The organism is Mesorhizobium sp. M1334 (genome assembly GCF_040317995.1).
GTDB lineage: Bacteria > Pseudomonadota > Alphaproteobacteria > Rhizobiales > Rhizobiaceae > Mesorhizobium.
Window position 1 is genome coordinate 37,211 of sequence record NZ_JAMYLM010000006.1, and the last position, 13,516, is coordinate 50,726.

Consider the following 13,516-nt stretch of genomic DNA (forward strand, 5'->3'; position numbering starts at 1 on the left):
TGAGAACCGCGACGCCGGCGGGACAGCGCCCCCCTCTGTCCTGCCGGACATCTCCTCCTCAAGGGGGGAGATCGGCAGCTTCGCCGACAGCGCTTGTCGTTGGAGATTGGCGAAGCCCGAAGCGACATCCAATCTCCCCACTAGAGGGGGAGATGTCCGGCAGGACAGAGGGGGGCGCGAAGGATCACGACTGAGCGATGTTTTCTCCGCGACGCCACCTCACGCGAACGGCACGGCCGTCGTGCCCTTGGGCAGTTTCGCTTCGTCGTCGGGTTCGACATGGATGATGACGCGCACGGAAGGGATTTCGGCCTTCAGCGCGTCTTCGATGCGGTCGCAAATGACGTGGCTGGCGCCGACCGACATGTCGGCGTCGACGACCAAGTGGAACTCGATGAAGGTGGCGCGGCCGGCGATGCGCGTCTTCAGGTCGTGGACCTCGAGCGCGCCCTTGCAATTGGCCGAGATGATGTCGCGGATACGGATATGTTCCTGGGTATCGACGGCGCGGTCCATCAGCCCGTTCATCGACGAGCCGATGACGTGCCAGCCCTGCCACAGGATGTTGAGCGCGACGATCACGGCAAGAGCCGGATCGAGAACCTGCCAGCCGGTCAGCACGGCGCCGACCAGGCCGATGAACACACCGACCGAGGTCGCCACGTCGGTCATGATATGCCTGCCGTCGGCAACCAGCGCCGGTGATTTTTCGCTTCGGCCGGTGCGGATCAGTGTCAAGGCCCAGACGGCGTTGATGACCGTTGCGACGCCGTTAATGGCAAGGCCGGTCCACGGCTGTTCGAGCGGGGCGGGATGCTGCCAGGACCACCAGACCTCGTTGAGGATGAGCAGCGCGGCAAGCACGATCAGCACGCCTTCCAGGACGGCCGAGAGATACTCGGCCTTGTGATGGCCGAACGGATGGTCCTGGTCGGCCGGCTTGTAGCTGACCTGGATCGCCCAATAGGCGGCCGCCGAGGCAATGACGTTGACGATCGATTCCAGCGCGTCCGAATAAAGCGCAACCGAACCGGTGACGTACCAGGCCACCAGCTTCAGGCCGAGCACGACGAAGGCGACGATGATCGACCAGAAGGCGAGGCTGGCGACCTTCTGCCTGGCGGCGGCTTTGTTATCCACCGCGGTCACTGGGGAAGAAATCCCAACACTGAGCCCTCAAAATTAAGCGGCCTTTTCCTTGGCCTTGCGCGGCAGGTGCGCGACAATGTTCTCGATGATGCGCATGCCGGCATTGTGGCCGAGCGTCATGATCGATTCCGGATGGAACTGCACCGCGGCGATAGGCTCCTTGCGGTGCTCGAAGGCCATGATGATGCCGTCTTCGGTCTCGGCGGTGACGACAAAACCATCGGGCAGCCGCACCGGATCGGCGAAGATCGAATGGTAGCGGCCGACGGTCACCTCCTTGGGCAGGCCGGAGAAGATGATGCCCGGCTTCGACACGCGGATGCGCGACGGCTTGCCGTGCATCGGGATGTGCAATTGGCGCAGCTCGCCGCCGTAGGCCTCGGCCAGCGCCTGCAGCCCGAGGCAGACGCCGAAGATCGGCAGGTCGCGTGCACGGGCCCGATTGATGGTGGCGGCGCAGTCGAAGTCCTTCGGTGTGCCGGGACCGGGCGACAGCACGACCAGGTTTGGCTTCAGCCGGTCGAAGATCTCGTCCGGCACCGGCGTGCGCACCGTCGAGACGTTGGCGCCGGTCTGGCGGAAATAGTTGGCCAGCGTATGGACGAAACTGTCCTCGTGGTCGACCAGCAGGATATTGACGCCATCGCCGACACGCGCGGTGCTGCGTTCGGTGCTGGCGGCGTTGCCTGATTTGGCGTCGCGGATGGCGGAGAGCATGGCGGATGCCTTCAGTTCGGTTTCGGCTTCTTCTTCCTCGGGAATGCTGTCGAAGAGCAGCGTGGCGCCGGCGCGCACTTCGGCGATGCCATCCTTGATGCGGATGGTGCGAAGCGTCAGGCCGGTGTTCATGTCGCCGTTGAAATTGACCATGCCGATCGCTCCGCCATACCAGGCGCGCGAGCTCTTCTCGTTCTGCTCGATGAAGCGCATGGCCCATAATTTCGGCGCGCCGGTAACGGTGACGGCCCAGGCATGCGACAGAAAGGCGTCGAAGGCGTCCATGCCTTCGCGCAGCCGCCCCTCGATGTGGTCGACGGTGTGGATCAGGCGCGAATACATTTCGATCTGGCGGCGGCCGATGACGCGCACCGAGCCCGGCTCGCAGACCCTCGACTTGTCGTTGCGGTCGACGTCCGAGCACATGGTGAGTTCGGATTCGTCCTTCTTCGAATTGAGCAGCTTCAGGATCTGCTCGCTGTCGGAGATGGCGTCGTCGCCGCGCTTGATGGTACCGGAGATCGGGCAGGTCTCGACCCGGCGGCCGTTGACGCGCACGAACATTTCCGGCGAGGCGCCGATCAGATATTCGCCCTCGCCGAGATTAATGAAGAAGGAGTAGGGCGAAGGGTTGATGCTCTTCAGCTTGCGGGAAATCTCGGAGGGCTGAGTTTCGCAGCGTTCGTAGAACATCTGCCCCGGCACCACTTCGAACAGGTCGCCACGCTCAAAGCTCTTCATCGCCTTGCGCACCAGCTTGGCATATTCGCCGGGCTCGTGGTCGCCGCGCGGCGGGATGCGGTCGGCGGTCCTGAACGGCTCGACGATTTCGTCGCGCGGCAGGCCTTCGGTCGAGAAGCCATCGCCGGAATAGTCGTAGCGGTCGGTCCAGGCCTTGGTCGAATAGTGGTCGACGACGAGGATCTCGTCGGGCAGGAACAGCACGAGATCGCGCTGGCTTGGCTTGCGCTCGAGCTTGTAGTCGACCGGATCGAACTGGAAGGCGAGGTCGTAGCCGAAGGCGCCATAGAGGCCGAGATTGGCATCTTCCTCGGTCTTGAACAAGGCGGTGATGGCGCGCAGCACGGTGAAGACGGAGGGAACGCGGCTGCGTTCCTCCTCGGTGAAGACACGGCCGGGCTTGGCAACTTCGAGGCGGACGAGTTTGTTCGACGTCTCGGCGATCGTGACATCGTCAAGGCCGGCAAGCACCGTGCCGATCACCGGCAAAAGCACCTCGCCGCGGCGGTTCAGCGCCTCGATGCGCATAGCGCGGCCGCGTGCCGAGATCACCACCGGCGGATCGATGATGGCGGTGTCCCAGCGCGTATAGCGGCCGGGATATTCGTAATTCGAGGAAAACACGGCGCCGCGGCGCGAATTCAGCCCGTCGACATAGCCATCGATCGCTCCCTCATACGGCCGGTCATGGCGCTGGCGGGTAATCGCCACGCCGCCCGCGGTGACGAAGCGCTCGGCTCCATTCTCCAGTATTTTCGTCGTCATTGCCGTCTCCATCAGCGTCTTTGGGGCAACGGACCCGGGAATGGCTTGAAAAAACAAATGGCCGCCCGGACATTCCGCTGCGGCCACCCTCTATTGTCACGCGAACGCGTTCGAACAGGCCGCTGTCAGCGAGCCCACCACCACACGGTCTTGATCGAACGCATATTCATGGCGATTCCCATAGCGGCGATTGGACGGCCGCGCAACTGGATTCAAATGCGGGCCTCAGTCCTCCAGCGTTCCCGACCTTGCATCGGCGCTCGTCTCGTCGCCGACCAGCTTCAGGAGGTCTTCTCCGGCGCGGATGATGCGGCGGGAGCGCCGCGTGAGGATGAGGCCCGCCTGCGGCGCCAACACTTCCGTGCGGCCGTCGGGCTCGCCGGGCGCGTGGACGATGGTGGCAAGGCGCACACCCTTGGTGACGCGGTCGCCCGGCTTCACGTCGTAGAGGATCGCGCCCGAGCGGGGCGCCGGCATCATCTCGATGTTTTCGAGCGGCGCGACAATACCGGTAAAAAAACTGGGCCCAACGAAGCTGCCAGGCGCGGGCAGCGCCTGATCCTGGATGACGCCGCGCGCCACCAGCAGCCGGTAGAGCCCTTCGGCATCGGCGCCGGCCAGGGCGCCGTCGACATCGAGTATGCCGCGATATTCAACCGTGGTGGCGACACGCCGGTCCAGGCGCGCCACGTCGGCTGGAACGTTCTGATACGGCATGATCGAGGCGCCTTCGAAGGTGCCGTCGGGATCTTCGTGCCACAGCATCACCGCATCGACGCCCATGGCCGCTGCACAATCCGCCATGGCCGGCCACAGGCTGGTGTGGACGTAAAGATAGGCGAGGCCCTCATCGTCGCAATGCAGGTCGAGCACAATGTCGTGGCCGATGGAGAGCTGCAGCAGCCGCGTTTTCAGCCGCTGGTCGACCGTGCCGTGCATCGGCAGCAGGGCGACGTCGGGCGCGGCGAGCCGCGGAAAGCCGCGATTGAAATTGGTGCGCGTGCCCAGATGGAAGCGGCCCTGATGGTCGCCGTAAAGATATTGCGCGCGGCCGATCGGATTGGCCCAGGGCACGATGGTCATATTGCCGGTGATGCGGCCTTCGGCTTCCGCCTTGCTGAGCATCGGCATCAGCGTGTCGATGGCGACGACGCCCGGCAATTCGCCTGCATGAAGCGCCGCCTGCAGATAGGCGGAAGGCGCCGTCTTGTCCGACCCGGCGAAGCGGAAGACGGGGAATTCGTAGGAAACGCCTTCGCTGTCGCCGGCGATGCGTTCGATGGACCTCTGCATGCTGTCCTCCGTCAAGAGTTCGGAAGACATGCCCGTCGCCGGCGCGCTTGTCGATTGGTCCAGCCAGCGGCGCTATGGGCGCAATGAGCCTACTCGGCGGGATGCGCGAGGGTTCGCGCGATACGCCCGGTTCACACCAGCGGCTTGAGTTCCTGGGCGATGGTCGGCAGAAGCTCCGAGACGTTCGGGTGGATGTGCACGGCGCGCGCCAGCGTGCTGACCGGCGCCTTGGCATACATCAGGTCGAGCACGCAGTGCACCGCCTCGTCGCCGCCCGGGCCGAGCATCGAACAGCCGAGGATCTCCATGGTGTCGGCATCGACCAGGATCTTCATGAAGCCTTGCGTCTCACCTTTTTCGACTGCACGGCTGACGCGGGTCATTGGCCGCTGGCCGACCAAGGCGCGGCGGCCGGATTTCCTTACCGCTGTCTCGGTCATGCCGCAGCGGCCGAGTGGTGGGTCGATGTAGAGCGCATAGGCCTCGATGCGGTCGCTGACCTTGCGCGGATCGTTGTCGAGCAGGTTGGCGGCGACGATCTCGTAATCGTTGTACGAGGTGTGGGTGAAGGCGCCCTTGCCGTTGCAGTCGCCCATCGCCCAGATGCCGGGCACGCTGGTGCGCAACTGGTCGTCGACGACGATGAAGCCGCGTTTGTCGACCTCGACGCCGGCTTTGTCGAGGCCGAGATCGTCGGTGTTTGGCGTGCGGCCGAGCGCCAGCAGCACATGCGAGCCGACCGCAGCCGCCTTGCCTGGCGCGAAGGTCACGGCGATTTCGTTGCCTCGCCTGGCGAAGCGGATGTCGTCGGCGCCGAGATGGACGGCAATGGCTTCGTTTTCGAGGATCGACAAAATGGCGTCCGAGACGTCCTCGTCCTCGCGGCCGATCAGACGCGGGCTTTTTTCGATGACCGTGACTTCGGAACCGAAGCGGCGGAACATCTGCGCGAATTCGAGCGAGACATAGCTGCCGCCGACGACGATGAGATGGCGCGGCAGCTCGTCGAGATCCATCATCGACGAGTTGGTCAAATACGAAATATCGTGGACGCCGGGCAGGTCGGGCACCGAGGCGCGCCCGCCGGTGTTGAGGAATATCTTTTCGGCGCTCAGCAGATCGTCGCCGACGCGCACCGTGTTGGCGCTTACGAAGCGCGCATGGCCGCGATAGAGCGTGCATTTGTCCATGCCGGCAATCCAGTCTTCGAGATTGCCGCGGGCGTCGTTGGAGACCTTGTCCTTGCGCGCCTTGATCGCCTTGTAGTTTACGCCGACGGGACCGGATAGCGTCACCCCGTAATCCGCGGCGGAGCGGGCGAGATGCGCGGCATAGGCGCTTGCCACCATCGTTTTGGTCGGCGTGCAGCCGGTGTTGACGCAAGTGCCGCCGACCAGCTTTCGCTCGATCAGCGCCACGCTCATGCCGGCCGCATTCAGCCGGCCGGCGAGCGGTGGGCCGGCCTGCCCGGCACCGATGATGATGGCGTCGAATGCCTTTGCCATCATGCCACCGCCGCCACGATCAGAAGCCCGCCGACGATCGCCACCGCGTCCTCGATGAAGGCGGCGGGCGGGTCCTTACCGAAGGCGGTGGCCAGGCGTTTGCGCGCCTCGGCGCCGCCCAGCGTGCCGATCACCGCACCAACGGCGCCGGCGATCAGGCCGCCTATGGTGGCGCCGTCCGTGGCGCCGATCACCGCGCCGGTGAAAGCGCCCAGGACGATGCGCGTGCCGAATTGCTGCGGCACCTTGCGGCTCGGCGTCGATGGCAGCTGGTCGGTGACCAGCTCGGCGATGGCCAGGATGGTGAAGACGCCGACAGCGATCCAGTGGCCCATGAAGCTCGCCCAGGTGCCGGCAACCGGCAACCAGCCAAGCCAGGCGCCCCAGGCGACCGCGGCGGGCGCGGTCATGGCGCGAAGCCCGGCAACGATGCCAATCAGGAGTGCAAGAATGTACAGCATGATTGATCCCTCGATGGCCGGCTTGGGACATATCCGAGAGGGCAGGCTACCATAGGTCCGGTATTTGACCAGAGGTGGTGTCGCCGCCGGCGCTTCCCGTATTTGCAACACTTGTGCTTTGGCAGAGATTGAAACTGGAGTTGCGGCCATGACGGCGAGCGAACGCACGAAAATGGCGGCGGGCGAGTGGTATTGCTGCCTCGATCCGGAACTGGAGGCGCTGCGCATTACGTCGCGCGACGCGGTGTTCGAGCACAACAGCCTGCCACCGCGGCAGCGTGGCGATATCGGGCCTGGATTGCGGACGCTGCTCGGCGCTGCGGGCGAGGGCGCCCGGATCGAAGCGCAGTTCCACTGTGCCTATGGCTTCAACATCTTTCTCGGCGACCGCGGCTTCCTCAATGCCGGCTGCATCATTCTCGATACGGCGCCAGTCCGCATTGGCAAGGGAACACTGCTCGGCCCCAATGTGCAGATCTATTGCGCCGAGCACCACGGGGAGACTGCTGGGCGGCAGGCAGGGCTGGAAATCGCCAGGCCCGTCGAGATCGGCGACAATGCCTGGATCGGCGGCAGTGCCATCATCCTCGGCGGGGTCAGGATAGGCGACGGCGCCATCGTCGGCGCCGGTGCCGTGGTGACGCGCGACGTCGCGGCGAACACCACGGTGGTTGGTAATCCGGCACGGATAATCAGGAACGGCTGAGCACCTGTGCTTCCGTCGCCGGTCATGTCGTCGTTCTGGTGGACATGGGGGCGGCTGTGTCACTTGGCCGGAGGTGGATGCAACCGTGTGTCGAGCGCAAACGCCTCCTGGGTCTTCATGGCGTATGCCCCTCTGGCGAGGCTCGCGTCGAAGATCAGGTTCCAGCTATGCTGCGATACGGCGCTCGGAATCACAACGAAGCGGTGCCGTTGCAGAAGATCGTCGCCAAACGCCTGTTGTCCGGAGCTCGGAATGCCCGGGCGCAACCAGTTGGGGTTGGGCACGGCCGCAGGGTCGACGATATGCACATCCGCGACATCGCTGACGATCGCTGCCGTCATGACATGCGCTATCGTGTCGAGCGCCCTGAAGCCCTTATGGACCGCAACTTCGAGGATCGCAGTCGACGGATCGATCGAGCAGTAGACGGCGCGCACGCCCTTGCTGTTCCAGCGTCCGCCCACCCTGTATGCGCCCTCGCCACTATCCCATGCAGGCGCAAACGCGGCTTGATCGAGGCGCCATCCGATGAGGTCGGAGCCACCAAGCGCCGCCGGCAGCGGCGTCATGCATAAACGCCATATTCAAGCCGTTCCAGATAGTCTTCTACAAGCTCGATCCCCGCCGGTGTCGCCAGAAGGTCGATTGGACGACGCTGGTCGAGCCCAATCGCCGGGCGCTCCAGCCATTGCTCTGCCTCCACCTGCGAACCGAACACGTCGGTCGCTTTCGACAGGATCTCCGCGAACTTCCAGGTTCGTCCGCTCTGGTCCTGACTGAGAGGCTTGGAAGGAGCATCCTTGCGGCGCTGGTAGGTGCGTAGGCTCATGCCGACGGCCTTCTCCAGCGAATCAGTCTTCTGGATGAAGACGAGTTGCCCGATAAGATGGTCCAGCGCTGAAGCCGGCAGGCCGTGCAGAAGCAACTCGTGGGCATCCAAAGCGCTGCTGAGGCGCCTTGCCAGAATGCGGCTGCCGCCTAGCAATTTCGCCACCTTCTGAAGTTCATTGTTTTTTGCTGCTGGCGCAGCCTTTTCCAATGCCATCGCCACGGCGAGCCCTCTTCGCGTCATCTGTCGCTTTAATATATGACAGATGACGCAGAGCCTTTCAAGTACGACAGGATCGAGAGCAGGGCAAATGCTCCGAGAAAAAGATAGCCTGCTCGGGCCGGATGGCAGTCCAACGTCGGCACTGAAGCGATTGCCCTGGAATCGAGCGCGAGCCGAATTTCACCTCGGCATGTGCGCCACGCGCTCCTCCTGAGCACTCTTCGAGAATTCGCGCCGGTACTGCGCCGGCGAGGTTCTGAGCCGCGCCGCGAAATGCTGGCGCAGCGAGGTGGCGCTGCCGAAACCGGCCTCGAAGGCAACCGTGTCCATCGATTTCTCCGTTGCCTCCAGCAGCCGCTGCGCCAGCTGGACGCGCTGGTCGGTCAGCCAGTCACCAAAACTGGTGCCGATCGTTTTCTGGAAACGGCGCGTGAACGTCCGGCGGGTGAGGCCGGCGTGACCGGCAACGCTGTCCAGACTGTGCGGCTCACCCAGGGTTTTGCGCACCGCTTCGAGAGCCTGGGTGAAGCGGTCCGCAATGCCGGTCCTGGCGATGGGACGTTCGATGAATTGAGCCTGCCCGCCCTGCCTATGCGGAGAAAGCACGATCTGCCGGGCCAGGCGAAGTGCCGCCTCCGCGCCGTAACGAGCCCGCACGACGTGCAGGCAGCAGTCGAGCCCGGCGGCGACGCCGGCGGATGTCACGACATCGCCATTGTCGATGTAGAGCACTTCCGGTTCGACGAGAATGTCGGGATAGAGTTCCTGCAGCTGATCCGCGTAGGCCCAGTGCGTCGCCGCTCGCCGCCCCGAAAGCAGTCCGGTCGCCGCAACAGCGAACGTTCCCAAGCACAGTCCGACGATCAGCGCGCCGCGCTCGTGCGCGCCAAGCAACGCGTCGATCAATGCGGCTGGAGGCGAGCTCCTGAGATCCTTCCAGCTTGGCACGATGACGATGTCGGCGTCATCGAGCGCGGAAAGCCCGTGCGGGACGCTGATGGTCAGCCCAGCATCGGTACGGATCGGCCCGTCCTCAATCGCGCAGACCCGGAAGTCGAAGCGCGGCAGTCCGAGTTCCGTGCGATCCGCGCCGAACACGAGACACGGCACGGAGAGATGAAACGGGCTGATGCCATCGAAGGCGATGGCGGCAACGGCAGGATCGGTCATGGGAGCTCCAGCAACGGGTGAGGCGATTGTCCCAATTCTTTCGAATGTCAATTGGGACACTTTTTGCGTTCCCGTGGCGAGCTTATCGTCCATCCATCACTGTCCAACGGGAAAGGAAAACCCCATGTCGCAACCAGCCACAGGTAAAGCTCCACGCCGCGCCCTCATCGTCATAGATGTTCAGAACGACTATGACGGCGGCAACCTCGCCATCCAGCATCCGCCCTTCCGCGACAGCGTCGTCAATGTGGCGCGAGCGATGGATGCGGCCACCGAGGCAGGCGTCAAGGTGGTGGTCATCAAGCAGTTGGCACCGGAAACCTCACCGGTTTTCGCCAAGGGCAGCCACGGCGCCGAGTTGCACCCGGAAATCGCCAGGCGAAACCGCGACCACTATGTCGAAAAACACCTGCCAAGCGCCTTCACCGGGACCGACCTCGAGGAGTGGCTGCGCGCCAACTCTATCGATACGATCACTGTCATCGGCTACATGACACATAATTGCGACCTCTCGACGGTCATCCACGCCGTGCATATGGGCTTCGAGGTGGAGTTCCTATCGGACGCAACGGGGTCATTGCCCTACGCCAACAGCGCCGGCTACGCGTCGGGGGAGGAAATCCATCGCGTCATGACGATCGTCCTGCAATCGCGCTTCGCGGCCGTTCTCAAAACCGCCGAATGGATCGAGTGCCTGAAGACCGGCGCGGTACCCCAGCACGACACACCCTATGCCTCCAACCAGCGCGCGCTGGCGCGGAGCGCAGCGTAGGAGACCATTGCGGACAGGCAGAAGGGCGCCGCAGCGTTGCGGCGCCCTTTGCCGTACGAGCACTGATTATCCCTAAAACAGGCCTTCGATCTGGCCGATTTCGTTCAGGAAGATCTTTTCCGAGGATGGCGCTTTGGGCAGACCGGGCATGGTCATGACCTCGCCGCAGATGATGACGACGAAGCCGGCGCCGGCAGACAGCCTGACCTCGCGCACCGGTACGGTGTGGCCGGTCGGCGCGCCGCGCAGATTCGGATCGGTCGAGAAGGAATATTGCGTCTTGGCCATGCAGACCGGCAGGTGGCCGTAGCCGGCGTGCTCCCAGGCGTGGAGCTGATCGCGCACCGACTTGTCGGCGATCGCTTCGGAACCGCGATAGATGCGCTGGACGATGGTGTTGATCTTCTCGAACAGCGGCATGGCGTCGGGATAGAGCGGGGCAAATTGCGACGCGCCGGATTCGGCCAATGCCACGACCCTTTTGGCCAGTTCCTCGATGCCGGCCGATCCCTGGGCCCAGTGCTTGCACAGGATCGCCTCTTCGCCCATCGAGGCGACGTAGTCCTTCATCGCCTGGATCTCGGCCTCGGTGTCGGAGTAGAAATGGTTGATGGCGACCACAGCCGGCACACCGAACTGGCGGATGTTCTCGATGTGGCGGCCGAGATTCGCACATCCCTTCCTGACCGCCTCGACGTTCTCCTTGCCGAGGTCCTCCTTCTTGACGCCGCCATTCATCTTCATGGCGCGAACCGTGGCGACGATGACCGCCGCTGCCGGCCTCAGGCCGGCCTTGCGGCATTTGATGTCGAAGAACTTTTCGGCACCGAGATCGGCGCCAAAACCGGCTTCGGTGACGACGTAATCGGCTAGCTTCAGCGCCGTCGTGGTGGCAACGACGGAGTTGCAGCCATGCGCGATGTTGGCGAAGGGGCCGCCATGGACGAAAGCCGGGTTGTTCTCCAGCGTCTGCACGAGATTGGGCTGCATGGCGTCCTTCAGGAGTACGGCCATTGCACCGTCGGCCTTGAGGTCGCGGGCATAGACGGCCGACTTGTCGCGACGATAGGCGACGATGATGTCGCCGAGGCGCTTTTCCAGGTCCTTCAGGTCGGTCGACAGGCACAGGATGGCCATAACTTCCGAGGCGACTGTGATGTCGAAACCGGCCTCGCGCGGGAAACCGTTGGCGACGCCGCCGAGTGAACAGATGATCTCGCGCAGCGACCGGTCGTTCATGTCCATGACGCGGCGCCAGACGACACGGCGGGTGTCGATGCCGAGCTCGTTGCCCCAATAGATGTGGTTGTCGATCAGCGCCGACAGCAAGTTATGGGCAGTGGTGATGGCATGGAAATCGCCGGTGAAGTGGAGGTTCATGTCCTCCATCGGCACGACCTGCGCGTAGCCGCCGCCGGCGGCACCGCCCTTGACGCCGAAATTCGGTCCGAGCGAAGCCTCGCGGATGCAGACGATGGCCTTCTTGCCGAGGCGGTTGAGGCCATCACCCAAGCCCACCGTCGTCGTCGTCTTGCCTTCGCCGGCCGGTGTCGGGTTGATGGCGGTGACGAGGATCAGCTTGCCGTCCTTGTTGCCCTTCACCGATTTGATGAACTCGGCCGAGATCTTCGCCTTGTCGTGGCCGTAGGGCAGAAGATGCTCGCTCGGAATGCCGATCTTCTGGCCGATCTCCTGGATCTGCTTCTTCCTGGCGCCGCGCGCGATCTCGATGTCGGACTTCACTTCGGCCATGACGGCTTCCCTCTGGATTGGACGGATTTGACTAGTGTGGTCGCAAGAACAGCCCGGCATTGCAGGCGCGAGCATGTTCTACCCCTGTCGCTGCCGCGGCGTCAACTTTCATGCAACTATGTTTCCTGCGAAGAAAATACCTCTGCCGCCGGCCGCTCTGCTACAGGTTCTTTTTTGCGCCGGTTGCAGCGCCGTATAGAAGCCAGAGCAGGGGCGGTTCCGCCGTCTCAAAACAGCCGCCTAATACGCGAAAAGCGACAGAAGCAACGGCGCAAATTCACCAGCGCCGGCTGTGCGGAACGATCCGCTACTGCGTCAGCACGTTGCTGATCTCGACCATGTTCGAGCGCACCCTGAGTATGTAAAAGCCCATCGTCGTCAGATGTGTCGGCAACAGCCAGCCGTCCTCGCGGCCATTGGCGATGATGAAGGGCTGGATGCGCAGCGCCGAGACGAATTGCGCGTCCATCGTATCCCACAGGTTCTGCAGGTGCTTTTCCTTGATGACGTCCTCGAAGTCGGCCTGTGCGCCCTTCATCAGCCCGTAATAGGCATAGAGCTGGCCATAGGCGAACCAGAAGCGATCGTCGGCGCGCGTGTCGAACCAGCCATTATTGTGGTTTTCGGCACGCTCCTTGAGGATCGCCGAGGTCGAACCGATATCGGACGAGATGCGGTCGATATACTGCTTGAGATTGTCGGCGCGGGCATCGAACGTCGCCTGGCAGGCTGCGAGGCGGGCGTTGAAGGAGCGCAGCTTGCGCACCGCGTCGCGATAGTAGCTCGGCGTTGGCGTCTTGGGGCCGAACGGGTTCAGGCCGAAATACCAGGTTTCCTCGTCGAACTGCAGATTGCCGCGGGCGTCCTGCAGGTCGGCGTCGATCTGCGAGGTGGTGCGGACGCGGCCGAGATTATCGGCAAGCTCGGTCGCCGTACGCCGCACCGCCTGGTTGATGCCGCGCTGGAACGAAGCCTTGTTGTCCATGAACGGCGTGTGGTCCCAGTCGATGCCGAACAGGCCGAGCTTGTAGAGGATCATCGACGACACCCAGGCATTCTGGTTGACGTTGAAGTCGGTCAGGTCGGCAGCAACCTGGGCAATGGCTGAATTTCCGCAGGTCTTGGCCGTGTCGGTGCCGGCGCCGGCGGAAACCTGTTCACCGGCGGAGCTGTTGCGTTTTTCGAAAGTGTATTTGTCGACGTAATTCGGGTCGAAATTGTTCCACCACTGCGTGGCATAGAAGAAATTGACATAGAGGCCGATCAGCACGAGCACAGCCAGGCCGAGCACCGCCTTCAGGATCCAGCCGCGTTGCGTGTACCAGCGCCCCGCCCACAGGAACGGCCACAGAATCGCGCCGATGAGCAGGCCGATGCCGCGGCCAATCCACTGGAAAATCCGGGTGAAGAAATTCACGATCGGATCAAGCATGG

12 protein-coding genes are annotated in these 13,516 nt (G+C 63.5%); 2 read left to right on the forward strand and 10 right to left on the reverse strand.

What is annotated here, in order from left to right:
- Positions 1-219: 219 nt before the first annotated feature.
- From NKH17_RS13610 to NKH17_RS13630, 5 genes are all read right to left on the reverse strand, one after another.
- On the reverse strand, positions 220-1,149 hold the full coding sequence (locus tag NKH17_RS13610; protein ID WP_502910596.1) for a cation diffusion facilitator family transporter: 930 nt from the start codon (positions 1,147-1,149) through the stop codon (positions 220-222).
- Positions 1,150-1,182: 33 nt separating this feature from the next.
- A complete protein-coding gene (locus NKH17_RS13615) occupies positions 1,183-3,372 on the reverse strand; it encodes an anthranilate synthase (protein ID WP_352896062.1) in 2,190 nt (729 codons plus the stop codon).
- 225 nt (positions 3,373-3,597) lie between these two features.
- Positions 3,598-4,665 (reverse strand): M14 family metallopeptidase, encoded by a 1,068-nt coding sequence (locus tag NKH17_RS13620; RefSeq protein ID WP_352896065.1) that lies wholly within the window; start codon positions 4,663-4,665, stop codon positions 3,598-3,600.
- Between the two features lie 131 nt (positions 4,666-4,796).
- Positions 4,797-6,173, reverse strand: a complete 1,377-nt coding sequence (locus NKH17_RS13625; protein ID WP_352896068.1) for an FAD-containing oxidoreductase — start codon at positions 6,171-6,173, stop codon at positions 4,797-4,799.
- Positions 6,170-6,631, reverse strand: coding sequence for a DUF4126 domain-containing protein (locus NKH17_RS13630; RefSeq protein WP_352805857.1), 462 nt, complete (start codon positions 6,629-6,631; stop codon positions 6,170-6,172). The genes NKH17_RS13625 and NKH17_RS13630 overlap by 4 nt, the downstream gene beginning before the upstream one ends.
- Before the next feature lie 148 nt (positions 6,632-6,779).
- Here NKH17_RS13630 and NKH17_RS13635 point away from each other — a divergent pair, with 148 nt between their 5' ends.
- Entirely contained in the window at positions 6,780-7,337 is a 558-nt protein-coding gene (locus NKH17_RS13635) for a sugar O-acetyltransferase (RefSeq protein ID WP_352805855.1), read from the forward strand.
- A 59-nt stretch (positions 7,338-7,396) separates the two neighbouring features.
- Here the strand turns inward: NKH17_RS13635 and NKH17_RS13640 are convergent, their stop codons facing one another.
- The 3 genes from NKH17_RS13640 to NKH17_RS13650 all read right to left on the reverse strand — a co-directional run bounded on the left by NKH17_RS13640 (position 7,397) and on the right by NKH17_RS13650 (position 9,558).
- Positions 7,397-7,906 carry an RES family NAD+ phosphorylase gene (locus NKH17_RS13640; RefSeq protein WP_352737713.1) on the reverse strand — a complete coding sequence of 170 codons (510 nt, stop codon included), beginning with the start codon at positions 7,904-7,906 and terminating at the stop codon, positions 7,397-7,399.
- Positions 7,903-8,382: a type II RES/Xre toxin-antitoxin system antitoxin gene (gene parS, locus NKH17_RS13645; protein ID WP_302896769.1), complete on the reverse strand. Its 480-nt coding sequence runs from the start codon at positions 8,380-8,382 to the stop codon at positions 7,903-7,905. Before parS ends, NKH17_RS13640 begins: the two co-directional genes overlap by 4 nt.
- Positions 8,383-8,568: 186 nt before the next feature.
- Positions 8,569-9,558 (reverse strand): helix-turn-helix domain-containing protein, encoded by a 990-nt coding sequence (locus NKH17_RS13650; RefSeq protein WP_352896073.1) that lies wholly within the window; start codon positions 9,556-9,558, stop codon positions 8,569-8,571.
- A gap of 124 nt (positions 9,559-9,682) precedes the next feature.
- Between NKH17_RS13650 and NKH17_RS13655 the strand changes: the two genes are divergently transcribed.
- Positions 9,683-10,330 (forward strand): cysteine hydrolase family protein, encoded by a 648-nt coding sequence (locus NKH17_RS13655; protein WP_352805847.1) that lies wholly within the window; start codon positions 9,683-9,685, stop codon positions 10,328-10,330.
- Between the two features lie 72 nt (positions 10,331-10,402).
- On the opposite strand, the gene NKH17_RS13660 is transcribed toward NKH17_RS13655, so the two are convergent.
- A complete protein-coding gene (locus NKH17_RS13660; protein WP_352702951.1) occupies positions 10,403-12,082 on the reverse strand; it encodes a formate--tetrahydrofolate ligase in 1,680 nt (559 codons plus the stop codon).
- A gap of 307 nt (positions 12,083-12,389) precedes the next feature.
- The gene (locus tag NKH17_RS13665) at positions 12,390-13,514 is read right to left on the reverse strand and encodes a DUF2333 family protein (RefSeq protein WP_023679513.1); all 1,125 of its coding nucleotides are present in this window, start codon (positions 13,512-13,514) and stop codon (positions 12,390-12,392) included.
- Positions 13,515-13,516 lie beyond the last annotated feature (2 nt).

Excerpts from the sequence above, each read along its gene's own strand:
- NKH17_RS13615 (WP_352896062.1), bottom strand. The coding sequence starts at position 3,372 with ATGACGACGAAAATACTGGAGAATGGAGCCGAGCGCTTCGTCACCGCG.
- NKH17_RS13620 (WP_352896065.1), bottom strand. The coding sequence starts at position 4,665 with ATGCAGAGGTCCATCGAACGCATCGCCGGCGACAGCGAAGGCGTTTCC.
- NKH17_RS13625 (WP_352896068.1), bottom strand. The coding sequence starts at position 6,173 with ATGATGGCAAAGGCATTCGACGCCATCATCATCGGTGCCGGGCAGGCC.
- NKH17_RS13630 (WP_352805857.1), bottom strand. The coding sequence starts at position 6,631 with ATGCTGTACATTCTTGCACTCCTGATTGGCATCGTTGCCGGGCTTCGC.
- NKH17_RS13635 (WP_352805855.1), top strand. The coding sequence starts at position 6,780 with ATGACGGCGAGCGAACGCACGAAAATGGCGGCGGGCGAGTGGTATTGC.
- NKH17_RS13640 (WP_352737713.1), bottom strand. The coding sequence starts at position 7,906 with ATGACGCCGCTGCCGGCGGCGCTTGGTGGCTCCGACCTCATCGGATGG.
- parS (WP_302896769.1), bottom strand. The coding sequence starts at position 8,382 with ATGGCATTGGAAAAGGCTGCGCCAGCAGCAAAAAACAATGAACTTCAG.
- NKH17_RS13650 (WP_352896073.1), bottom strand. The coding sequence starts at position 9,558 with ATGACCGATCCTGCCGTTGCCGCCATCGCCTTCGATGGCATCAGCCCG.
- NKH17_RS13655 (WP_352805847.1), top strand. The coding sequence starts at position 9,683 with ATGTCGCAACCAGCCACAGGTAAAGCTCCACGCCGCGCCCTCATCGTC.
- NKH17_RS13660 (WP_352702951.1), bottom strand. The coding sequence starts at position 12,082 with ATGGCCGAAGTGAAGTCCGACATCGAGATCGCGCGCGGCGCCAGGAAG.
- NKH17_RS13665 (WP_023679513.1), bottom strand. The coding sequence starts at position 13,514 with ATGCTTGATCCGATCGTGAATTTCTTCACCCGGATTTTCCAGTGGATT.